Genomic DNA, 21461 nt, shown 5'->3' with positions numbered 1-21461 from the left:
TATAGATATCAGATGTGTGATAGGGATAAAGCACGTGTCCTTATTCTTGTTTGTCTTTCCTATCTGGGACCGGATCATATCCGAATTTTCCCCAAGGATGGCAACTGAAAATTCGTTTTGTTGCTAGCCAGCCGCCTTTAAAAAGCCCATGTTTTTCAAGAGCTTCCTTAGCGTAGGCAGAGCAGGTAGGTTGGAACCTGCAACTAGCGGGAGTCAATGGTGAAATAAAGGTTTGGTACACCTTAATAAGCAACAAAAACGGATATGTCAATACTTTTTTCATCTCAGTGAGTATGGCCTTATCCTTAAGAAAGGAATCTTAATTAGTCGTGAACGTGGTTCCTTCCTTACCGTCGTTCAATTGTATGCCTGCAATAGCGAGTTCATCCCGGATCTTGTCGGAGGTTGCAAAATCTTTATTTGCTCTGGCTTCCTGTCTTAATTGGATTAAAAGTTCTACTGCACCTGATAGTTTCTCTATATTGCTTTCTGATTCCGTAACATTGACCAGTCCTAAGACATCAAATGCAAAGGTGTGAACCGTTTTCTTCAGTAGTGTTAAATGGTCTTGGGTAATGGTGGCAGTTCCTTCTTTTATTTGATTGATGAACTTAACCGCTTCAAATAAATTTGCAATAAGTATTGGCGTATTGAAATCGTCATTCATCGCGTCATAACACTTTTGTTGCCATTCCTCAATCTTAAATGTTGAGGTGGATGATGGGGTCAATTCATCCAAAGCATTAATGGCGTCCATCAACCTTAAAAAACCTTTTTCGCTTGCTAAAAGTCCGTTATTTGTAAAATCCAAGATGCTTCTATAATGCGCCTGAAGCATAAAAAATCTCGCAACACTTGGAGAGAACGCTTTGGTGAGGTGTGGATTATCTCCTGAGAAGATCTCAGTAGGCAAAATAAAATTCCCAGTGGATTTTGCCATTTTCTTGCCGTTCATAATCAACATGTTGGCATGCATCCAATAATTGACTGGCGCTTTATCATTGCAGGCTTCGGCTTGGGCAATTTCACACTCGTGATGCGGAAATTTCAAATCCATTCCACCCCCATGGATATCGAACTGTTCACCCAAATATTTTGTGCTCATCGCGGTACATTCTAAATGCCAGCCAGGGAAACCATCACTCCATGGAGACGGCCAACGCATAATATGTAGTGGTTCGGCTTTTTTCCAAAGTGCAAAGTCTTGTGGATTTTTCTTGTCGCTCTGACCATCAAGGTCACGGGAATTATGCATCAGATCTTCCAGGTTTCTCTTGCTTAAAATTCCGTAAGGTTTGGTTTCGTTATATTTTATAACATCAAAATAAACCGATCCATTGACTTCATAAGCCAAGCCTTTTTCAAGTATGACCTTGATGATTTCAATTTGCTCGATAATATGACCCGTGGCAGTAGGCTCAATACTTGGTGGTAAAAAGTTAAATTTATTAAGTACGTTATGAAAATCCACAGTATAGCGCTGCACAACTTCCATCGGTTCGATTTCCTCTAAACGTGCTCTTTTTGCGATACGATCTTCACCAACGTCCGCATCATTTTCTAAATGTCCAGCGTCTGTAATATTTCTTACAAATCGGACTTTATAACCCAAATGTTTTAGATACCTAAATATCACATCAAAAGACATAAATGTCCTCACATTTCCCAGATGCACATTGCTATATACGGTCGGTCCACAAACATACATCCCTACATAACCTTCGTTTATTGGTTTGAACGTTTCTTTTTCTCCTGATAATGAATTGTATATTTTTATGTGATTGTCTTTGTAAAGTGGCATTCTCTGTAGTGTTTGTTGTGGGTTGTTTGTTACGGATCAATAGTTTTTGTAATACTTAAATGGTTTTCTTCGGTTGATAATTCATAAGTGGGACTTTGGATGTTACCGCTAATTAGAAAGCCTCTATCGCTATCTATAGATTTTCAAAGGAAACTTTAGGTATAATCTTAAATGCTTGAATTGTTTTACTAAAAGTAGTTTATTGTATCAGAATTAAAAAATAAAATGCGATTGACAACTTACAACTTTACAGCATTCCATTTAAAAATCAGTGTCTAATTTAATGTAATCTAAAAATTCGCGACGGGTTTCTTTGTTCTTAAACAGGCCACCAAATTCTGAAGTGACTGTACTGCTTGCCACATCTCTAATACCACGTGAATTGACACACAAATGCTTGGCATCAATTACACAAGCCACGTCTTCAGTACCAAGTGCTTCTTGCAGTTCTTTCACAATTTGAATGGTAAGACGCTCTTGAACTTGAGGGCGTTTGGCATAGTAGTCTACAATTCTATTCATTTTAGAAAGTCCTATTACGGTGCCTTTGCTAATATATGCCACATGTGCCTTGCCGACTATGGGCAGTAAATGGTGTTCACAAGTGGAGTATAAAGTGATATTTTTCTCAACCAGCATTTCACCATATTTATATTTATTATCAAAAGTAGATGCATTTGGTTTTTTATCCGGACTCAAGCCGCCAAATATTTCTTTAACAAACATTTTTGCAACACGTAAAGGAGTTCCTTTAAGACTGTCATCATTCAAATCTAGGCCTAAAGTCTCCATGATATGTCTCACGTCGTCTTTGATAATGTCTATTTTCTCGTCGGGAGATAATTTAAAAGCGTCACTTCGCAAAGGAGTGTCGGCTGAGCTGCCTATGTGGTCATCACCAAAGGCATCAATATCTTGAATGTTTTTATCTGTATTCATAGTCGTTTTGTAAATCGATCAACGTCACAAACCCTGTTAAAGGCGCAATTTTAGATGAAATAGGGTGCAAAGATAAACAAAAATAAAACCATAACATTAGGTTGCCTACATTATTGCTTTTGCATATTCCTGAATTTAAAACCTAATTCAATAGGGAACCATCTGTTTAATTCTGATGTTTTCAGAATCCCTAGTGGTGTTAAAAGAAAAAGCATCCTCGGGTTGGAGAATGCTTTTTTCAATATATTTTAAAATCTTAGAGACTAAAACCTAAAGTCAATGTGAAATTTGAGTTTTTGGAATTTATATGTGCTGCATCGGTTAAACCTACGGCGTATAACTGTTGGTTATAATCTCTTTGCGCGTGATCATAAGCAAGGTCTAATTTGACATTCCCAAAATTAAAGCCCAAGCCAACAGAATATCCATTTAAATCGCCATAAAAAGAATTATTCTCATAAGGGCTTTCCTCCAATCTGTACCCACCTCTAAGACTGACTTGCTTAATTCTATACTCCCCACCAATCCTATAGGTGGAGGCGTTTTTTAAGGTGTTATTGATAATGCCGTTCTGGACCGAAAAATAAGGATCAGATGTTGGTTTGAATTTTGTGTTAGCGTAATTCTTTAAGGAATAATCAAAACTGATCAAGCCTTGGTCGCCAAAAATATAAGCTAAACTACCAGTAACTTTTCCTGGGGTTTGTAGTTTGTAATCTGGATAAACGTTGACAACATAAGGATCGATTATTTGCGAAATATTTGAGCCACCTTCATTTCTAATTGTTCCAAGATATTGTGTGGTCTCTTCTGATATGGTGTACCAAGTAGGGGAGTTGTAAGACAATCCAGCCCGGAATTCTTCATTTATTTTTGCAATGGCACCCACTTGAAATGAAAACCCATTACCAATAGTCGACAGGGCATTTTGAAACCTCACATCCCTTACAAAAGAACCAGAATTATTGTTTGTTTCATGGAGGTCTGTGAATTTATCGTAATTGATGAAATGAGAATTCAAATTCAGTCCAATATAGAAATTTTCACCGTATTGAGTGGACGCATTAAAGCTGAATTTTCCATTATAGCCTGAAGCGGCATAGACATAACCTTGGTCGAAGCTATTTCCAACAATATTGGACGTGTAGGTTGTGTTATCATCTGCGTCCATTCCAGGCTCAAGAATATAAGACTCGTAACCTAAAAAGGCTTGTTGATTTGCAAACCCGTACAATCTATTGATTTCAGAATACGCGGTGGACAAACTTTCATTATCAAGAGCGGACATTTGATCCAATCTTACCCCTTGTGCATAACTAAGGAAATACTCGCCAATAGAGTTGGTCGGATTAATACCTCTAACATTCCAAGAATTCTCAAAATTGGATATTTTATCGTACGCAACACCTAGTGAAAATTTTTTCCAAGGAGAATTAGAGTTTGTATTATTAAACACAAAAACTGCACCTGTTTGATTCAGGTCAAATTTGGAATCTGATGACGAACTTGCCCCGTTGAAATAGTTAAGTTCATTCTTAGTACCTAAATTTGATATGGATATTGAAGCATGGCTTGTCGTGAAAACTGACGATCCCGCAGGGTTGATGCTCACGGCAGACATATCGCCACCAAGCGCTCCAAATGCCCCACTCATACTTCTAAATCTTGCAGTCCCCTGGACTTCATCATGTGAATATCGCACGGCATCAGAAATATCCTGAGCCATTATACTAGACATAGATAGGACAGCTATGAACAGTAAATTTAACTTTTTCATATTTTCAATTTATTTATTCTGAATTTTACTATCTGCCACCACGTCTTGATGACCCACCAGAACTTCTTGCCGGAGCAGAAGATCTTGAAGGAGCACTGCTAGAACTTCTCACGGCAGGTGAACTTGAGCGTGCGGGTGCTGAGTAATTTGAATTGCTCCTTGAGCTTGGTGTAGAAATATTGTTCCCACCACCTCTTGTAGAACCACCGCTACTTCTAGTTCCGGAATTATTAGTTCTGGTTCGTGGAGTCGGTTGAGTATTTCTATTGGTATTAGTTCTCGTAGCTGGTTGAACGTTTCTTCTATTGGTATTGGTATTCGTATTGGTTCTTGTAGCCGGTTGAGCATTTCTATTTGTACTGGTTCTAACTCTAGTGTCTGTAGTAGAACTTCTTCTATTGATAGTGGAGTTCACTGGATTTTCTCTTGAACTTCTAGTTGAAGAATTGATTGTACTTCGTCTTCCACTATTTGAACTATTCAAATTGGAGCTATTATTGTTATAGGTTGATGGTCGACTTGAATTGGTGTATGCACTTCCACGTCTTCCTTGAGTATATGATACATCTCTACCGTAGCGATAATAATTACCATAATATGGATAGTTGCCATAGCCATAGTTATAACCGTATGCGTACCCATAGCCATAACCATAGTACGGATAATATCTTGGGTAGTAACCATAATAATAAAAAGGATCATAGAAACCTGAATAACCCCAGCCTATGTAGCCCCATCCGCGATAAGGAGTATAATAGCCGTATCTGTAAGGATACCAACTGCTGTTGTTATAATAGATGTTTATATCTACGTTTTGACTGTTCTGGCCCCATCCAGCGTAACTGTCTTCATATTGGATGTCCCCACTGTCATCAGAATAATTTCCCTGATAATCGTCAATATTGGTGAAAATAACGTTTTCATTTTGAGCTATTTGCCCAAATTGTTGTGATTTCTCTCCGAAAAATTCTTTGTAGTAGCTATTGTTATTAGCTGGAGCCTCTTCATAGTAGACTTCATACTGAGGGACTTCAGAGCTGTAAATACCATCGTTTTCATACCCAGCGTACTGGTATGAGCCACAAGAAGCTAATACGAAATGTAAGCTTAGTGCAACAAAAAATGGCAACTTGCGATATATGTTAGATTTAAATGGCATATCTATTTGTTTTTATTGTTGAACATTACAAAAATAGTTAGTTTTGTCGAACTATTTATTTATTTAACATAAGCACAACTTTTGTGCCAAAACCCAGGTAATGAGTAAGAATCTTACAAGTAGAGCGGAAGACTATTCCAAATGGTACAATGAATTGGTCGTAAAGGCAGATTTAGCTGAGAACTCGGCAGTTAGAGGCTGTATGGTTATTAAACCTTATGGCTATGCTATTTGGGAAAAGATGCAGGCAGAATTGGACAGAAAGTTCAAGGAAACCGGTCATCAAAATGCTTATTTTCCACTTTTTGTACCAAAAAGCTTGTTTGAGGCCGAAGAGAAGAATGCTGAAGGTTTTGCAAAAGAGTGTGCGGTGGTTACCCATTACCGTTTACAAAACGATCCTGACAACCCAGGAAAGTTACGTGTGGATCCAGAGGCAAAATTGGAAGAAGAACTTGTGGTACGACCAACCAGTGAAGCCATTATTTGGAGTACGTATAAAGGATGGATTCAAAGCTATAGAGATTTACCCATTTTGATCAATCAATGGGCCAATGTGGTGCGTTGGGAAATGCGAACCCGTTTGTTTTTGAGAACTGCCGAGTTTTTATGGCAAGAAGGGCATACGGCGCATGCAACTAAGACAGAAGCTTTGGCAGAAGCGCAATTAATGAATCAAGTGTATGCTGATTTTGCTGAAAACTTTATGGCAATTCCTGTAATTCAAGGTGTGAAAACGGAAAGTGAGCGTTTCGCAGGTGCTGAAGAAACCTATTGTATCGAGGCCTTGATGCAGGATGGAAAAGCATTGCAGGCGGGAACCTCTCATTTTTTAGGCCAAAATTTTGCCAAGGCTTTTGATGTGAAATTCACAAACAATGAAGGTAAGCTCGATTATGTTTGGGCAACTTCTTGGGGAGTTTCTACGCGATTGGTCGGTGCCCTGATCATGACGCACAGTGATGATAAAGGTCTCGTGTTGCCTCCTAATTTAGCACCCATTCATGTGGTGATTGTTCCCATCCATAAAACTGATGAGCAATTGGAGCAGATTGGTGCTGTGGCCGACAGCTTAATACGTGAATTTAAGAAAAGAGGCATCAGTTATAAGTATGATGATCGTACAACACACCGTCCTGGGGCGAAATTTGCCCAATATGAATTGCAGGGCGTGCCTTTAAGGATTGCCATTGGACCTAAGGACTTAGAAAATAAAACGGTGGAATTGGCCAGAAGAGATACCTTATCAAAAGAAAATGTTTCCCTTGAAGGATTAGTTGATAAAATTGACGATTTGCTCGTAGAAATTCAGGACACTTTATTCAAAAAAGCATTAGAATTTAGAAATTCGCATATTACTGAAGTAGATACCTTTGAGGAGTTTAAGACTGTTCTTGAAACCAAAACAGGCTTTATTTCAGCACATTGGGACGGTACTCCTGAAACAGAGGAGAAGATTAAGGAGCTCACTAAAGCTACAATAAGATGCGTGCCTTTGGATCAGAAAAAAGAGGTTGGAAGCTGCGTGTTTACTGGAAAAACTTCTAGCGGTAGAGTGCTATTTGCCAAGGCTTATTAAAAATTTTAAAAAATAGTTTGCATAGGCCTTGCAACATTTAAAAATAGTTGTATTTTTGCATCCGCAATGAAACATTGTGAGTTCATTTGAAAAGTTTGCATATTGATAAAAAATGTTATTAATTTGCACCTTGAATAAACAAATGGCCCGTTCGTCTATCGGTTAGGACGCCAGGTTTTCATCCTGGTAAGAGGGGTTCGATTCCCCTACGGGCTACAATTTTTTAAAAAGAAAGAAAGAAAATGGCAAATCATAAGTCAGCATTAAAAAGAATCAGAAGTAGTGAGTCAAAGCGTTTAACCAACAGGTATAAACACAGAACTACCCGTAACGCTATTAAAAAGTTACGTGAAATGGAGAATGCGGAGGAAGCACAAACGTTGCTACCTACAGTTTCTGCTATGATTGATAAATTAGCTAAGAAGAATATTATCCACAATAATAAAGCCGCTAACTTGAAGTCTGGTTTGGCTAAGCATGTGGCTTCTTTGTAAGAAAATAAGAGATTTAATTTCTATATAGAAAATCCATTCGTTATGAATGGATTTTTTTGTGCGCCAAATTGAGCCATTGGAATATAAAAAAGCCCTAAATATTATTTTAGGGCTTTACTCATTTTATATACTGAAGGACTTCTTATCCATTCATAGACACTAAAAACTCTTCATTGTTTTTGGTCTTTTTGAATCTATCGTTGATGAATTCCATAGCTTCAACAGGATTCATGTCGGCAAGGTATTTACGCATCACCCACATTCTTTGGATGGTATTCTCATCCAATAAGAGATCGTCTCTACGTGTGCTTGAAGACGTTAAATCAATAGCAGGGAAAATACGACGGTTTGATATTTTTCTATCCAACTGTAACTCCATATTACCGGTTCCTTTAAATTCCTCAAAGATCACTTCGTCCATTTTAGAACCTGTTTCGGTTAAGGCTGTAGCGATAATGGTCAAGGATCCGCCATTTTCTATATTACGTGCTGCTCCAAAGAAACGTTTTGGTTTGTGTAATGCGTTGGCATCAACACCTCCACTCAATATTTTTCCAGACGCAGGTTGTACTGTATTGTAAGCTCTAGCCAAACGTGTGATGGAATCCAGAAGAATGACCACATCATGTCCGCACTCTACCAAGCGTTTTGCTTTTTCTAAAACGATATTGGCAATTTTAACGTGTTCATGGGCTTCCTTATCAAAGGTTGACGCAATCACCTCACCGCGAACGTTACGTTGCATATCGGTAACCTCTTCAGGGCGTTCGTCTATGAGTAAAATCATTTGGTACACTTCAGGATGGTTTGCAGCAATAGCATTGGCAACATCCTTTAAAAGCATGGTTTTACCTGTTTTCGGTTGCGAAACGATCATGCCCCGTTGTCCTTTTCCAATTGGTGAAAACAAATCCATGATTCGTGTAGAAATCGTGCTCTGTCTTTCCGCAATATTGAATTTCTCCTGAGGAAATAAAGGGGTCAAGTGTTCAAAAGACACGCGGTCTCTCACAACCTCTGGTCGTTGACCGTTAATTTTACTTACTTTAATTAATGGGAAATATTTCTCGCCTTCCTTTGGAGGTCTTACATGTCCTAGAACGGTATCTCCAGTTTTTAAACCAAATAATCTGATTTGAGATTGGGATACATAAATATCGTCAGGGGAGGAGAGGTAATTATAATCTGATGATCGTAAAAATCCGTAGCCATCTTGCATGATGTCCAACACACCTTCACTTTCAATAATCGCATCGAATTCAAAATCGGGTTCTCTGTAACGGTTTCTATTGTCTTTATTACCGTTATTTACTTTAGAGGCTGCATGAGTGCTGCTATCACGATTATGGTTGTGATCTTTAGAACTCGATTTGTTGCCATTAGGTTCACTTGAGCGCTGATTCCTGTTGTCCTTAGCTTGGGATTTGTTGGCACCATCTTTTTCTTTTGGCGTGTGCTGTTTTTTATCGCGAACCTCTACATTTTTAGGGTTAGGCGATTCCTTTCTAGAATTGTCTGAAGCATCACTAGCCGAAACCGCTTTAGATTCTTGCTTTTTAGGTTCAGGTCTTTTTATTTCAGGCCTTTTAACTTCTGGTTTTTTAACCTCCGGTGTTTTTTCTTCAGGCGTCTTTTCTTCAGGCGTTTTTAATTCTACTTTGTCGTCTGGCAACTCCATTTTTTGTTGTGCCTTATTTGGAGTTGGCTTTTTTTCAACACGCTCTCTTTTTTTCTTTAGAGGTGGTGTTGATGCTTTAGGAGCTTCGGGCTTGATATCGGTTTTAGTATCAGTGATGGCTGTGATTTCAGTTTTCACTACCTCCGGATTTGCCGCTTGTAAATCTAGGATTTGGTAAACTAGATCTAATTTTTTAAGCGTACGGTACTTAGGTACATTTAACTTTTGAGCTATTTCCTGTAAGTCAGAAAGCTTCTTTTCTTTTAATTGCGAAATTTCAAACATGTATGTTTATGAATATTTAGTATAAAAATTGAAATTGGATTTGATCCGAATCTTTTTTCAAGATTAAGAAGAGGAAAAAACCGAATGTAATTTTGAAGATTTAACAGCTTATTACTCTGCGAGTAACAGAATGTTAATGCAATAATACAATTTTATTTTAAAAATTACTGTATGAATCAAAAAGAAACTGTTAATTTTGGGTTTTAATTTTTTAGATCAAACCATGTTACAGCGCATTCAAACCGTTTATTTACTTATAGCAGCCATTTTTTCTTGCGGCTTGATATTTGTATTCCATTTATGGACCAATGCCGAAGATGTTCCTGTATATGCCCAAGATGAAATGTTGTATTTGGCTATGTTTTTTGGATCTGCTGCATTATCTTTGATTTCTATTTTTAATTATAAACACAGGAAGTTCCAATTTGTTTTGGGACGACTCAATATCATATTGAACTTTATTTTATTAGGATTATTTCTATATCTATTGCTAATGGCGCCTGGAGAGAGTGAAATCTCAGAGAAAGGCGTTGGGATTTTTATTCCTATTTTTTCTATCGTGTTTTTGGTGTTAGCCAATAAGGCCATAAAAAAGGATGAGGATCTTGTAAAATCTGTTGATCGATTGCGATAAGCCTATTATCTTAATTTTTTTAGTGCGTAAACCCGAGGTGAAGATCTCGGGTTTTTTTAGTGAAACCCATATTCCAAAAGCCGAAGGCGCATTGGAATTTGCTGGTTGAACTAATCCCGCCCCTTGGCGGGATCTCAAAGTGATTTATTTCTGGTGAAAGCCGAAGGCGCATTGGAATAATTTCCTCCCTTATTCTTTTCCAGAGGACGGAAACTGTTGCGAAGTGGTGAAACGAAATCTTTGCAATAATCATTCACGAAAAAAACCACTCAGGTTTTTGAAATCTCTGAATGGAACACTGATGAGGCTAATTTTTTATGATTTTTGTTGAAGTCTTCATAGAAATCAGCATAAAACTGCTCCATCTGCGTCATCACTGTTCTACTCTGTTGAACCATCTCATTTCTTAAACTCGATCACCTCCAAATTATCAATTTTTCCTCCATCAATCGTAAAACGCAACATCGTTCTTACTTGTTGGAACCCGTGTTTTCCAATGGCACCGGGATTCATGTGGAGCAGATTCAATTTTTTATCTGGCATGACTTTAAGAATGTGCGAATGACCGCAAATAAAGAGTTTGGGCGGATTTTGTTGAAGCAATTCCCGAACGCGTTGGGTATATTTGCCAGGATAGCCGCCAATATGAGTGATGAAAACGTCCACGCCTTCGCACATAAATCGGTTGTTTTCCGGGAATTCCATTCGGGCTTGAGTATCATCAATATTACCGTAAACCGCTCTAAGAGGTTTCAATTTTTTTATGGCATCCGTAACTTTTAAATCGCCAATATCACCAGCATGCCATACTTCATCTGCCTGCTTAACATATTTTAGAATATCGTCATCAATATGGCTGTGGGTGTCCGATAAGAGTAAAATCTTTTTCAAAATAGGATTTTCTGTGTTTTTGAATTCTTAAAATCAACAATCATAAAATCATCAATCATAAATAACTAACTTTGCAATTCACAAAAATAGTGATAAAGGCATTAAACTATCGGTAAGTAATGTATAATCCTATTTTCAAATTTTAGTTTGTTGGAGCACCGGGTTTACAGCCCTAACATTTAATAAACTTTCAAATCAATCAAAGTCGCCTTGAGATATTTTATTGAATTTTCATACAACGGAAAAGCATACCATGGCTGGCAGAAACAGCCTAATGCCATTTCCGTGCAGCAGGTTTTGGAGCATGCGTTGACCACTTTGCTAAGGTTTCCAATAAAAGTTATGGGGGCAGGCCGAACAGATGCTGGTGTTCATGCGGCTCAAATGTTTGCACACTTTGATATGGACGAACCTTTTGATAGGGAGGAGTTGATTTATAAGATCAACTGGTTTTTACCTCATGACATCGCCGTCCATCGTATTTTTGAAGTTAAAGATAAAGCACATGCAAGATTTAATGCACTGAGCCGGACCTACCACTATCGCATTTCCACTACAAAAAATGTCTTTACACATGATTTCGCCTATAAAGTCCATTTGCCTTTAAATTTGGATAAAATGAATGATGCTTGTAAGATATTACTGCAATATAAAGAGTTTCAATGTTTTTCCAAAAGTAATACGGACGTGAAAACGTATTTTTGTGACATTAAAGAAGCGTATTGGGTGTTAAAGGATACCGAATTGACTTTTGTCATAACCGCCGATCGGTTTTTAAGAAATATGGTACGTGCCATTGTGGGAACGCTGGTCAATATTGGATTGGGCAAACTTGAGGTGGAACAATTGCACGCCATAATTAAATCTAAAGACAGGAATGAAGCCGGGTTTTCGGTTCCTGCACAAGGATTGTTTTTAATGGATATTAAATACCCTGATACTATTTTTAACACGATATAATATGAGTGCCAAAAAGAAAACTATAGTTTACGACGTGAGCCTCTTCAAAAGATTGATGCAATACATCAAACCATATAAGCTTGTTTTTGCAATGACTTTATTATTTGTAACCGGATTGGCAATTTTTGGGGCTTTAAGACCTTATGTATTGCAGCAAGCCATAGATAATCAAATTGAAGTTCAAAAATATGATGGTTTTTTGTACTATATCATCATCATGATTGTCCTTTTGTTTCTGGAAGTCATCTGTCAATTACTGTTTATCTACAATTCAAGTTGGCTGGGGCAATCTGTTGTTAAAGACATTAGAGTAAAATTGTTTAAACACATTTTGAGTTTCCGAATGAAATATTTTGATAACTCTTCTGTAGGGGTATTAATTACCAGGACAGTTACAGATATGGAACGTATTTCGGATATCTTTGGGGAAGGCCTTTTTATGATTTTCAGTGATGTCTTGAAAATGTTGGTGGTTGGAGGTGTCATGCTGTTTATGAACTGGAAGCTCAGTCTTTTGGTATTTACAACCTTACCCATTGTTCTTTTTGCCACCAAGATCTTTCAGAAGTATATGAAAATTGCCTTTGAAGATGTGCGTAATGAAGTTTCCAATCTCAATTCCTTTGTCCAAGAGCGTGTTACGGGAATGAAAATCTTACAGCTTTTTACGCGGGAAGAAACAGAATACAGAAAGTTTAAAGAAATCAACGCCCGCCATAGAAAAGGCTGGTTAAAAACAGTGTGGTACAACTCCGTCTTTTTCCCGATTGCTGAGTTTTTGTCGTCATTGACTTTAGGGATGGTGGTGTGGTATGGCGGACTCAATATTATTTCTGACGATTTAGCTTCTCAAGGTGATTTGTTCGCATTTATCATGATGATTCCAATGTTATTCAGACCCTTGAACCAGATTGCAAACAGATTCAATACGCTTCAAATGGGAATTGTAGCCGCCAATCGCGTTTTTGCGGTGTTGGATACTACTTCCCAAATAGATGATACCGGAAAAATTGAAGCCGCACCCTTTATGGGCAATATTAGATTTGAAAATGTCCACTTTTCATACATTGAAAATGAAGAAGTTTTAAAAAATATTTCATTTGAGGTCAAATCAGGGCAAACCATTGCGATTGTTGGGGCTACTGGAGCGGGAAAATCTACCATTATCAACTTGTTGAACCGTTTTTACGACATCCAAAAAGGCAAAATATATATTGATGAGGTGGATATAAAGGAAATGACCTTGACCTCATTGCGAGCTCAAATTGCCGTGGTACTCCAGGATGTATTCCTTTTTGCCGATACCATTTTAAATAATATTACGCTCAATAATCCAGATATTACAGAGGCGCAAGTTCAAAGGGCTGCCAAGGATATTGGGATTCACGAATTTATCATGAGTTTACCAAACGGGTATCATTATAACGTTAAAGAGCGTGGGGTGATGCTGTCTTCGGGACAGAGACAATTGATCTCTTTTTTAAGAGCTTATGTGACCAATCCTAGTATTTTGATTTTGGACGAAGCAACCTCCTCAGTAGATTCCTATTCAGAGCAATTAATGCAAGTGGCTACGGAAAAAATCACAAAAGACAGAACATCGATTGTTATTGCACACCGTTTGGCTACGATTCAAAAGGCCAATAAAATTATTGTTATGGATGCGGGTCAAATTGTTGAAGAGGGCACCCACAAACAATTGCTTCAAAATGAAAATGGTTATTACAGAAATTTATATGAAGTACAGTTTTTAAAGAATGAAGCGGTTTAGTCTTTACATAGATTTCTAACTGTGATGAAAATGATGTTTATTAGGCCAAATCCTTTTTGATCATTTCAATCAGTTCTGCATTATCCTTAAACATCACAAATTCACCATTTTTTATATAGGAAATCTGCCCGGTTTCTTCACTAACGGCAATAGCCAAGGCATCAGTTTTTTCAGTAATCCCGACGGCTGCACGATGGCGAAGTCCAAAACGTTGCGGAATATTTCTTTCATTACTGACGGGAAGAATGACCCGTGTAGCCTTTACGACATTATTAGCAATAACTATGGCTCCGTCATGCAGTGGACTGTTTTTGAAAAAAATACTTTCAATTATGGGTTGAGTCACTGAAATATTCATTTCATCGCCAGAGCTTGTCAAGAAATCGAGATTGTTATTCCGTTCCAGGACTATCAAAGCACCGGTTCTGGTTGAGGCCATTTTTTTACATGCAGAAATAATAACGTCAACATCCGTTTGTACTTGTCCTTCAGTTTTTAGAAAATTAAGATGTCTTAAGAACTTCCGTTTATTTCCAAAGTTTGTAGAGCCCACCATTAATAGAAATTTTCTTATTTCAGGTTGAAAAACCACAATTAACGCAATAATTCCCACGTCCATAAAACCACTAAAGATGGAGCTTAGCAAACCCATTTTGAGGAATGCAGTTAATTTCCATACAAAATAGATGATGATGATGCCAATAAATATATTGATCGCAACCGTACCTTTTATTAGCTTATAGACATAATATAAAAGTATGGCAACGAGGAAAACATCAATAAAATCTATAATTCCAAAATCCCAAAATTTAAGCTCGTCCAATCCAGAAATGTTTTTATAAAATTAAAAAAATATGGTTAATAAATGAACTCGTTTTCATTAATGGTCACATTAGGCGATTTTATTTTTGAGAGTGTTGATTTGAAAGTAATATAATCCTGAAAGGTTAATTGATCATTAATACTCAGCACTAAATCGTAAACTGTTTCCTTTGGCAGTAATTCAAGATCATTCTTGAGGGTCTTTATCGTCGATTTTTTGATTATGGAATCATTATAAAGTGTCACAAATTTAATGTCATTGGGCGTCCTGAAATCCAGAATGATCCGTTTTTCTTTAGAATTATAATAATCTGACGACACGTTGGGAAGTATTGAGTTCATCTTATAAATGATTTTGGTAAACTCTAAAAATCCTAGGTTTTGAATGCTGGTATCGTTGCAAGTAAAGTAATTTTTAGAATTTTCATTTTTGTGAACTTCAGCATTGCGTTTCTTTTCCTGTAACACAACGATTTTTGGAATAACTTGACCTAAAGTGAGTCTTTTATCGATATTGACCAGCCAGTTGGTTGTACTTATAATATTGTTTCTATTGAGTTCAAGGCTGTCTGTTCTGGATTCGTCATAAAAAATATAGATCGGAGAAATATCATGAACTTCAGTAATCTCGGCATTTTCTATTTCAGGAAGTAAAATTGTTTTTTCGTTGTTACAGGAAAAAGTCAAAAGCAGTAAAAGGAGGGATAAATATTTCATGGATTATAAGTTTAATTGCTGCGTCAGTTCAATACATTCCTTAGCTTCTTTTACATCATGGACTCTTAATATAGACGCGTTTTTCTGTAAGGCAAGCGTATTTAGGACCGTAGTGCCATTCAGAGCGTGAGCTGCCGACGTATGAAGAGGTTTATAGATCATCGATTTTCTGGAAAACCCAACTAAAAGAGGTTTCTCCAACATTTTAAATAGTTCTAAATTTTTTAATAACTCATAATTTTGATCCATTGTTTTTGAAAATCCAAAACCAGGATCAACAACCACATCAACAATGCCTAAGGCTCTGGCTGCAGCAATGCGTTCAGAAAAGTAAAAAAGTATGTCCTTAATCAAATGCTCATAACTAACATTTTGTTGCATGTTTTGAGGCGTACCTTTCATATGCATCATAATATAAGGAATTTTTAGTTCCGCAACGGTGGTCAACATGTTTTCATCCATTTTCCCGGCGGATATATCATTGATCATACAAGCTCCCGCGTTGATTGATTGTTTGGCAATTTCACTCCTAAACGTATCCACAGAGATTAGAATATCAGGAAAAGCATCAGTCAGCAGATTAATAATTGGAAGCAATCGTTGTAATTCTTCTGATTCAGTGATATGCGCAGCATTTGGTCTAGAACTATAGGCGCCAATATCAATAAAATCCGCACCTTCGTTCAACATTTTGTCCACTTGCTTCAAAATATCGGCCTCATTTTTATAAACGCCCCCATCATAAAAAGAATCTGGAGTGAGATTTAAAATGCCCATAACTTTAGGAATGGTCAAGTCAATAAGTTGCCCTTTACAGTTTATGGTCATGAGGATGATTCCGATTTTTAAGTTTGAAGTTCAAAGTAATGATGGCGCAAAAGTCAAATTTATGGATATTCAATAAATTATAATTTTATATCTGTAAAACTTTGAACCTTGAACTTTGAACTCTGAACTATTTAGGCGAAATTTACGCAAAATTACCAATTTTCTATGCAAGATACTTCAAAACAATACGATGCTGTTATTGAAAAATGTAGAAATCTCTTTGTTAATAAAATGTCCGATTATGGAAGTGCGTGGCGTATTTTGAGACTTCCGTCCTTAACCGATCAAATTTTTATAAAAGCACAACGCATTCGAGGTTTGCAACAAAATGATGAGCGTAAGGTGGATGAGGGTGAGGAAAGCGAATTTATAGGCATCATCAATTATTGCACGATGGCATTGATTCAATTGGATAAGGGTGTGGCTGAAAAACCGGATATGACCGTTGCAATAGCCACTAAACTTTACGATGAAAAAATAGCCTTGACCAAAGAACTCATGATGAACAAGAACCATGATTATGGTGAAGCATGGCGGGAAATGAGGGTCAGCAGCTTAACAGATCTTATCTTACAAAAGCTGTTAAGAGTAAAACAGATAGAGGATAACGCTGGTAAAACGTTGGTGAGTGAAGGTATTGACGCCAATTACCAAGATATGATCAATTATTCGGTTTTTGCCTTGATTCATTTGAATGAAAACATATAAGCATAGTGGTCTTTACAAACTTCGCTATTGGAGTTTGGAATTTTTAACTTTTTAATTTTTATGAAATATTTAGTAGCAATCAGTAGAATATTTGTAGGCATCCTTTTTCTTATATCGGGGTTTGTAAAGCTTAATGACCCTTTGGGTTTTTCGTATAAACTTCAGGAGTATTTTGGAACTGATGTTTTAAACCTTCCGTTTTTAGAACCTTATGCTTTGGGAATTGCCGTAATGGTGGTAATCTTTGAAGTGGTTTTGGGTATTTTTCTACTTATTGGTTATAAGCCTAAATTTACCGTGTGGAGCTTGTTGCTCATGATTATCTTCTTCACCTTTTTGACGTTTTACTCTGCCTATTTTGATAAAGTAAAGGATTGTGGATGTTTTGGCGATGCGATGCCTTTGACGCCATGGCAAAGTTTTACTAAAGACGTTGTTTTATTGTTTTTTATTCTGATTCTCTCTCTTGGCGTGAAACATATTAAACCAATTTTCAGTAAACTCGGCACAACCATTATTGCGCTTGTAGCTTTCCTTGCCTCACTTTCCTTTGGGTATTATGTGCTCATGCATTTGCCAGCCATAGATTTTAGAGCTTATAAAATTGGGGATAATATACAGGAAAATATGAGGCTTGGACCCGATGCAAAAAAGGCCATTATCGATTATGTATGGACCTATACACTTAATGGCGAAGAGAAAACGTTGACGGACCGCGGACAAGGACCCGCGGCGTACGATGAGATTATTGGGGTAGAAACCAAAGAAATACAAGCTGGAGACCTTCCTAGGATACAGGATTTTTCAATAGAATCTGAAGACGAGGATTTGACTGATTATTTCTTGGAAAAGGATAAATTAGTAATGATTGTGGCATATGATTTGAAATCCTCTGAAAAGGATGGGATGGTAAAATTGAAATCCTTGGCAGATGAAGCGCTCCAAAAGGGATATACAGTGATTGGTATGACCACCTCTGATGAAGCCACAAAACAAAACATTAAGTCGGTGTACAATCTGGACTTTGAATTTTACTTGTGTGATGAAAAAGTTTTGAAAACGATTGTTCGTTCAAATCCGGGGGTGGTCATCTTAAACAAAGGGACGGTGATGCAAAAGAAACATTGGAACGACATTGAGGATTTAAAATTATAAAACAGAATATTAACTAAAATATAAGTTCTTTTTAAAAGGAGTTAAAGATAGAAATATGAGAAAAAATATCGTAGCAGGAAATTGGAAAATGAACAATGGTTTATCGGAAACGGAAACATTGATTAGAGAGCTTAAAATGCAAAACAAGATGGGCGATGTTGAGGTGATGATCGCGCCATCATTCACCAACCTTTGGCAAGCTTTTAATTCGTTAAAAGACAGTTCTATTGAGGTGATTGCGCAAAATATGCATTTTGCAGAATCTGGTGCCTATACTGGAGAGGTCAGTGCAACAATGATAAAAAGTCTTGGTGTTAAAACCGTGATTTTAGGACATAGTGAGCGCCGTGCTTATTTTAATGAAACCGATGAGCTGTTGGCAAAAAAGGTGGATGCGGCCATAAAAAATGAGATGCGTGTTATTTTTTGTTTTGGTGAAGAGTTGAAGGATAGAAAATCTGGAAACCAGGAGCATATTGTTGAAAATCAAATCAAAAACGCTTTATTCCATTTAAATGCGTCGGCATTTGAGAACATTGTGTTGGCCTATGAACCGGTTTGGGCCATTGGTACAGGTGAAACCGCAAGTCCCGAACAAGCACAAGATATGCATGCGTTTATTAGAAAAACATTGGCAGATAAATATGGGAAGGATTTGGCCGAGAACATGTCTATACTTTATGGTGGCAGCTGTAAACCCTCAAATGCCAAAGAGATTTTTTCTAAACCAGATGTTGATGGCGGATTAATTGGAGGTGCTGCACTTAATGCTGACGATTTTTTTGCCATTGTTAATTCGTTTTAATTATAAAACAATCCCGTTTTTGACGGAAATAAGAAATTTGAAAAATGTCCAATACAATTTATATAGGGTATCAGTTTAAGGTAGAACCACTTCAGCCAGGAACAGAAATTTTGATTGCTGAATTGGGTTATGCCGGTTTTGAGAGTTTTGTGGAAACTGACGAAGGTGTTACCGCTTATATTCAAAAGGACGAATGGAATGAGCATATTTTAGAGGATATTCAAATTTTGAAATCTGATGAATTTGAGTTTTCTTATACTTTTGAGGAGATTGAACAAGTCAATTGGAACGAAGAATGGGAAAAGAATTTCAATCCTATTATCGTTGATGATATATGCTCGGTCCGTGCACCATTTCACCCTAAACCAGAAACTCAATACGACATTGTTATTGAGCCTAAAATGAGTTTTGGTACAGGGCATCATGAAACTACACATATGATGATACAGCATATCCTTAAAAATGATTTCAAGGACAAATCAGTGTTAGATATGGGGTGTGGTACAGGTGTTTTGGCTATTCTTGCTGAGATGAAAGGTGCCAAGCCTATAGATGCCATCGATTATGACAATTGGTGTTATTTGAACAGTTTGGAAAATGTAGAACGAAATAACTGTAAACATATTACAGTATTGGAAGGTGATGCCAGTTTGTTGAAAGATCAAAAATATGACACCATTATTGCCAATATTAACCGAAATATACTATTGAATGATCTCGTTTCTTATGCCAAATGTCTCAACCCAAAGGGGACGATTTTTTTGAGCGGATTTTACAATCACGATATTCCCGCCATTGAAGAGGAATGCAATAAACAGGGACTGACCTACGTTGAAAGTTTGGAAAGAAATAATTGGGTTGCTTTAAAATTCGTAAATTAGCTTGAGGACAGATGTCTGATGACCCATGACGGATGACTTTTTCATCGAATAGAAACCTAATAAAAGTAATAAAATGTGCAGACTGATTACTGCATACTTAAGACTAAAAAAAATGAGTACTAAAGAGAAAATTAAAGAAGACCTTCTCGTTGATACCCTAGAACAAAATCAGAACGAGATTGTATTATATAATGATGATGTCAATACTTTTGACTATGTCATAGATACGCTTATTTATGCGTGTGACCATACCCCTGAACAAGCAGAGCAATGTTCCATATTAGTCCATTATAAAGGAAAGTGTACTGTAAAAACAGGGTCTTATGAAGATCTAAAACCGCGCTGTTCCATGCTTTTGGAAGCTGGTTTAAGTGCCGAAATAGTATAATTCAAAAAGACCTCACAACTTTTTATCCCGATACTTAGGGGGCGGTGAGGTCTTATGTTTCTTTAGTTGCACTTTAGCGATTGATTATTATTCGTGACATAGACTGTTCTTGGCTATTCTGTGAAAAATTAATGAGGAAGTTTATCTTTCAATACGCCATAGACGTAAGTACCAAAAATAGCCGCTAAAATAGCAATCAGGATGGTGAAAACTCCTGTACCAACCAAGATGTACATTGGACCTGGGCAGGCTCCAGATAATGCCCATCCCAAGCCAAATAACGTACCGCCTAAGATGTAGCGTGTAAAGCCTTTCTCTTTTTCAGGGACACCCATTAGACCACCTTCAATGTTTTTAAACTTGAATTTTTTAGTAATCAGAAGTAAAATGACTCCTGTGGCAATCGCAGTGCCAATAATGCCGTACATGTGGAACGATTCAAAGCGGAACATTTCATAAATACGGTACCATGATACGGCCTCGGATTTCACTAAAATGATTCCGAAGGCAATTCCAACGAGTAAAAATTTTAAAAATTTCATATGTGTAAATTTATTGTTTTTTGAATGTCAGATGCAGTACTTAACTCACCTTTAGGATCATTAATGATTTGCAAAACGACGGTATTAACCAAAGATTAATGGAAATATTAAGTGAATCATAATTAGTCCCCCAAGAAAAAAGCCGACCACGGCAATTAAGGAAGGCAGTTGCAAATTGCTCAATCCTGTAATGGCATGCCCAGAGGTACAGCCACCAGCATAACGTGTGCCGAAGCCTACCAAGAAACCTCCAACAATTAAAATGGATAATCCTTTGAGGCTAAGGGCGGCATCCCAACTATAAAGTTCGGCTGGCAATAAGCTTTTTCCTGCATTTTCAAAGCCTAATTGGGAAAGACTTTCTACAGTTACAGGATTTAAATCGATGTCAATCGGATTAGATAATAAAAAATGAGCGATAAATCCACCAATTATTGCGCCCAAAACGACTACTAAATTCCATTTTTGAGACTTCCAATCAAAGTCAAAAAAAGGAGTTTTTTTTCCAGCCCCAGCAATGGCGCAAAGGGTTCTCAGGTTGGAGGACATACCAAAAGTCTTCCCAAAATAAATAAGTGTAAACATGATCATGGCAAGCAGTGGACCAGAAACGTACCAAGGCCAAGGTTGTAAAATGTATTCCATTG

At 37.2% G+C, this 21461-nt stretch carries 22 protein-coding genes and 1 tRNA gene; 11 read left to right on the top strand and 12 right to left on the bottom strand.

Annotated features, from left to right (window positions below; translation table 11 throughout):
* Positions 1 to 40 precede the first annotated feature (40 nt).
* The 5 genes from yidD to VLZ86_RS10410 all read right to left on the bottom strand — a co-directional run bounded on the left by yidD (position 41) and on the right by VLZ86_RS10410 (position 5676).
* The gene (gene yidD / locus VLZ86_RS10430) at positions 41 to 283 is read right to left on the bottom strand and encodes a membrane protein insertion efficiency factor YidD (protein WP_325451050.1); all 243 of its coding nucleotides are present in this window, start codon (positions 281 to 283) and stop codon (positions 41 to 43) included.
* Between the two features lie 36 nt (positions 284 to 319).
* Positions 320 to 1801: a cysteine--tRNA ligase gene (gene cysS, locus VLZ86_RS10425; protein WP_325451048.1), complete on the bottom strand. Its 1482-nt coding sequence runs from the start codon at positions 1799 to 1801 to the stop codon at positions 320 to 322.
* 261 nt (positions 1802 to 2062) lie between these two features.
* Positions 2063 to 2740 (bottom strand): GTP cyclohydrolase I FolE, encoded by a 678-nt coding sequence (gene folE / locus VLZ86_RS10420; RefSeq protein ID WP_325451046.1) that lies wholly within the window; start codon positions 2738 to 2740, stop codon positions 2063 to 2065.
* Between the two features lie 256 nt (positions 2741 to 2996).
* A complete protein-coding gene (locus VLZ86_RS10415; protein ID WP_325451044.1) occupies positions 2997 to 4517 on the bottom strand; it encodes an OmpP1/FadL family transporter in 1521 nt (506 codons plus the stop codon).
* A 28-nt stretch (positions 4518 to 4545) separates the two neighbouring features.
* Positions 4546 to 5676, bottom strand: coding sequence for a hypothetical protein (locus tag VLZ86_RS10410; RefSeq protein ID WP_325451042.1), 1131 nt, complete (start codon positions 5674 to 5676; stop codon positions 4546 to 4548).
* Positions 5677 to 5776: 100 nt separating this feature from the next.
* On the opposite strand from VLZ86_RS10410, the gene proS reads away from it, so the two are divergent.
* The 3 genes from proS to rpsT all read left to right on the top strand — a co-directional run bounded on the left by proS (position 5777) and on the right by rpsT (position 7749).
* Complete coding sequence (proS, locus tag VLZ86_RS10405; RefSeq protein WP_325451040.1) at positions 5777 to 7255, top strand: proline--tRNA ligase; 1479 nt, start codon at positions 5777 to 5779, stop codon at positions 7253 to 7255.
* 144 nt (positions 7256 to 7399) lie between these two features.
* A tRNA-Glu gene (locus VLZ86_RS10400) sits at positions 7400 to 7471 on the top strand.
* A 26-nt stretch (positions 7472 to 7497) separates the two neighbouring features.
* Complete coding sequence (rpsT, locus tag VLZ86_RS10395) at positions 7498 to 7749, top strand: 30S ribosomal protein S20 (protein WP_325451038.1); 252 nt, start codon at positions 7498 to 7500, stop codon at positions 7747 to 7749.
* Positions 7750 to 7891: 142 nt separating this feature from the next.
* On the opposite strand, the gene rho is transcribed toward rpsT, so the two are convergent.
* Positions 7892 to 9712 carry a transcription termination factor Rho gene (rho, locus tag VLZ86_RS10390; protein ID WP_325451036.1) on the bottom strand — a complete coding sequence of 607 codons (1821 nt, stop codon included), beginning with the start codon at positions 9710 to 9712 and terminating at the stop codon, positions 7892 to 7894.
* Between the two features lie 223 nt (positions 9713 to 9935).
* Between rho and VLZ86_RS10385 the strand changes: the two genes are divergently transcribed.
* Complete coding sequence (locus VLZ86_RS10385; RefSeq protein WP_325451060.1) at positions 9936 to 10346, top strand: DUF4293 domain-containing protein; 411 nt, start codon at positions 9936 to 9938, stop codon at positions 10344 to 10346.
* A 399-nt stretch (positions 10347 to 10745) separates the two neighbouring features.
* On the opposite strand, the gene VLZ86_RS10380 is transcribed toward VLZ86_RS10385, so the two are convergent.
* Positions 10746 to 11237: a metallophosphoesterase family protein gene (locus tag VLZ86_RS10380; protein ID WP_325451034.1), complete on the bottom strand. Its 492-nt coding sequence runs from the start codon at positions 11235 to 11237 to the stop codon at positions 10746 to 10748.
* A gap of 210 nt (positions 11238 to 11447) precedes the next feature.
* Here VLZ86_RS10380 and truA point away from each other — a divergent pair, with 210 nt between their 5' ends.
* Together truA and VLZ86_RS10370 are read left to right on the top strand one after the other, a co-directional pair.
* A complete protein-coding gene (gene truA, locus VLZ86_RS10375) occupies positions 11448 to 12197 on the top strand; it encodes a tRNA pseudouridine(38-40) synthase TruA (RefSeq protein WP_325451032.1) in 750 nt (249 codons plus the stop codon).
* A gap of 1 nt (position 12198) precedes the next feature.
* A complete protein-coding gene (locus VLZ86_RS10370) occupies positions 12199 to 13968 on the top strand; it encodes an ABC transporter ATP-binding protein (protein ID WP_325451030.1) in 1770 nt (589 codons plus the stop codon).
* A 40-nt stretch (positions 13969 to 14008) separates the two neighbouring features.
* Here the strand turns inward: VLZ86_RS10370 and VLZ86_RS10365 are convergent, their stop codons facing one another.
* Genes VLZ86_RS10365 through folP form a run of 3 tightly spaced genes read right to left on the bottom strand, consistent with a single transcriptional unit; the run spans position 14009 to position 16335 of the window.
* Positions 14009 to 14791, bottom strand: coding sequence for a diadenylate cyclase (locus VLZ86_RS10365; RefSeq protein WP_325451028.1), 783 nt, complete (start codon positions 14789 to 14791; stop codon positions 14009 to 14011).
* 35 nt (positions 14792 to 14826) lie between these two features.
* Positions 14827 to 15507: a hypothetical protein gene (locus tag VLZ86_RS10360; RefSeq protein WP_325451026.1), complete on the bottom strand. Its 681-nt coding sequence runs from the start codon at positions 15505 to 15507 to the stop codon at positions 14827 to 14829.
* A 3-nt stretch (positions 15508 to 15510) separates the two neighbouring features.
* Positions 15511 to 16335 carry a dihydropteroate synthase gene (folP, locus tag VLZ86_RS10355; RefSeq protein ID WP_325451025.1) on the bottom strand — a complete coding sequence of 275 codons (825 nt, stop codon included), beginning with the start codon at positions 16333 to 16335 and terminating at the stop codon, positions 15511 to 15513.
* Positions 16336 to 16500: 165 nt separating this feature from the next.
* Between folP and VLZ86_RS10350 the strand changes: the two genes are divergently transcribed.
* The 5 genes from VLZ86_RS10350 to VLZ86_RS10330 all read left to right on the top strand — a co-directional run bounded on the left by VLZ86_RS10350 (position 16501) and on the right by VLZ86_RS10330 (position 20272).
* Entirely contained in the window at positions 16501 to 17043 is a 543-nt protein-coding gene (locus VLZ86_RS10350; RefSeq protein WP_325451023.1) for a DUF1599 domain-containing protein, read from the top strand.
* A gap of 60 nt (positions 17044 to 17103) precedes the next feature.
* Positions 17104 to 18198, top strand: a complete 1095-nt coding sequence (locus VLZ86_RS10345) for a BT_3928 family protein (RefSeq protein WP_325451021.1) — start codon at positions 17104 to 17106, stop codon at positions 18196 to 18198.
* 55 nt (positions 18199 to 18253) lie between these two features.
* Positions 18254 to 19003 carry a triose-phosphate isomerase gene (gene tpiA, locus VLZ86_RS10340; protein WP_325451019.1) on the top strand — a complete coding sequence of 250 codons (750 nt, stop codon included), beginning with the start codon at positions 18254 to 18256 and terminating at the stop codon, positions 19001 to 19003.
* Between the two features lie 44 nt (positions 19004 to 19047).
* Complete coding sequence (prmA, locus tag VLZ86_RS10335) at positions 19048 to 19884, top strand: 50S ribosomal protein L11 methyltransferase (RefSeq protein WP_325451016.1); 837 nt, start codon at positions 19048 to 19050, stop codon at positions 19882 to 19884.
* A 112-nt stretch (positions 19885 to 19996) separates the two neighbouring features.
* Complete coding sequence (locus VLZ86_RS10330) at positions 19997 to 20272, top strand: ATP-dependent Clp protease adaptor ClpS (RefSeq protein ID WP_325451014.1); 276 nt, start codon at positions 19997 to 19999, stop codon at positions 20270 to 20272.
* Between the two features lie 128 nt (positions 20273 to 20400).
* On the opposite strand, the gene VLZ86_RS10325 is transcribed toward VLZ86_RS10330, so the two are convergent.
* Both VLZ86_RS10325 and VLZ86_RS10320 read right to left on the bottom strand, forming a co-directional pair.
* On the bottom strand, positions 20401 to 20814 hold the full coding sequence (locus VLZ86_RS10325; protein WP_325451012.1) for a DUF6691 family protein: 414 nt from the start codon (positions 20812 to 20814) through the stop codon (positions 20401 to 20403).
* 84 nt (positions 20815 to 20898) lie between these two features.
* Positions 20899 to 21459, bottom strand: coding sequence for a YeeE/YedE family protein (locus VLZ86_RS10320; protein WP_325451010.1), 561 nt, complete (start codon positions 21457 to 21459; stop codon positions 20899 to 20901).
* Between the last annotated feature and the right edge of the window lie 2 nt (positions 21460 to 21461).

The sequence above is a fragment of the Gelidibacter sp. genome, assembly GCF_035515035.1.
GTDB lineage: Bacteria > Bacteroidota > Bacteroidia > Flavobacteriales > Flavobacteriaceae > Gelidibacter.
Note: the sequence above shows the minus strand (reverse complement) of the source record. Positions and strands in the feature narration are given on the sequence as shown.

Coding starts and splice junctions, on each gene's coding strand:
- VLZ86_RS10410 (WP_325451042.1), bottom strand. CDS start 5,676: ATGCCATTTAAATCTAACATATATCGCAAGTTGCCATTTTTTGTTGCA.
- rpsT (WP_325451038.1), top strand. CDS start 7,498: ATGGCAAATCATAAGTCAGCATTAAAAAGAATCAGAAGTAGTGAGTCA.
- prmA (WP_325451016.1), top strand. CDS start 19,048: ATGTCCAATACAATTTATATAGGGTATCAGTTTAAGGTAGAACCACTT.
- VLZ86_RS10415 (WP_325451044.1), bottom strand. CDS start 4,517: ATGAAAAAGTTAAATTTACTGTTCATAGCTGTCCTATCTATGTCTAGT.
- folP (WP_325451025.1), bottom strand. CDS start 16,335: ATGACCATAAACTGTAAAGGGCAACTTATTGACTTGACCATTCCTAAA.
- yidD (WP_325451050.1), bottom strand. CDS start 283: ATGAAAAAAGTATTGACATATCCGTTTTTGTTGCTTATTAAGGTGTAC.
- VLZ86_RS10345 (WP_325451021.1), top strand. CDS start 17,104: ATGAAATATTTAGTAGCAATCAGTAGAATATTTGTAGGCATCCTTTTT.
- cysS (WP_325451048.1), bottom strand. CDS start 1,801: ATGCCACTTTACAAAGACAATCACATAAAAATATACAATTCATTATCA.
- VLZ86_RS10320 (WP_325451010.1), bottom strand. CDS start 21,459: ATGGAATACATTTTACAACCTTGGCCTTGGTACGTTTCTGGTCCACTG.
- rho (WP_325451036.1), bottom strand. CDS start 9,712: ATGTTTGAAATTTCGCAATTAAAAGAAAAGAAGCTTTCTGACTTACAG.
- VLZ86_RS10370 (WP_325451030.1), top strand. CDS start 12,199: ATGAGTGCCAAAAAGAAAACTATAGTTTACGACGTGAGCCTCTTCAAA.
- VLZ86_RS10360 (WP_325451026.1), bottom strand. CDS start 15,507: ATGAAATATTTATCCCTCCTTTTACTGCTTTTGACTTTTTCCTGTAAC.
- VLZ86_RS10385 (WP_325451060.1), top strand. CDS start 9,936: ATGTTACAGCGCATTCAAACCGTTTATTTACTTATAGCAGCCATTTTT.
- VLZ86_RS10330 (WP_325451014.1), top strand. CDS start 19,997: ATGAGTACTAAAGAGAAAATTAAAGAAGACCTTCTCGTTGATACCCTA.
- VLZ86_RS10350 (WP_325451023.1), top strand. CDS start 16,501: ATGCAAGATACTTCAAAACAATACGATGCTGTTATTGAAAAATGTAGA.
- proS (WP_325451040.1), top strand. CDS start 5,777: ATGAGTAAGAATCTTACAAGTAGAGCGGAAGACTATTCCAAATGGTAC.
- tpiA (WP_325451019.1), top strand. CDS start 18,254: ATGAGAAAAAATATCGTAGCAGGAAATTGGAAAATGAACAATGGTTTA.
- folE (WP_325451046.1), bottom strand. CDS start 2,740: ATGAATACAGATAAAAACATTCAAGATATTGATGCCTTTGGTGATGAC.
- VLZ86_RS10325 (WP_325451012.1), bottom strand. CDS start 20,814: ATGAAATTTTTAAAATTTTTACTCGTTGGAATTGCCTTCGGAATCATT.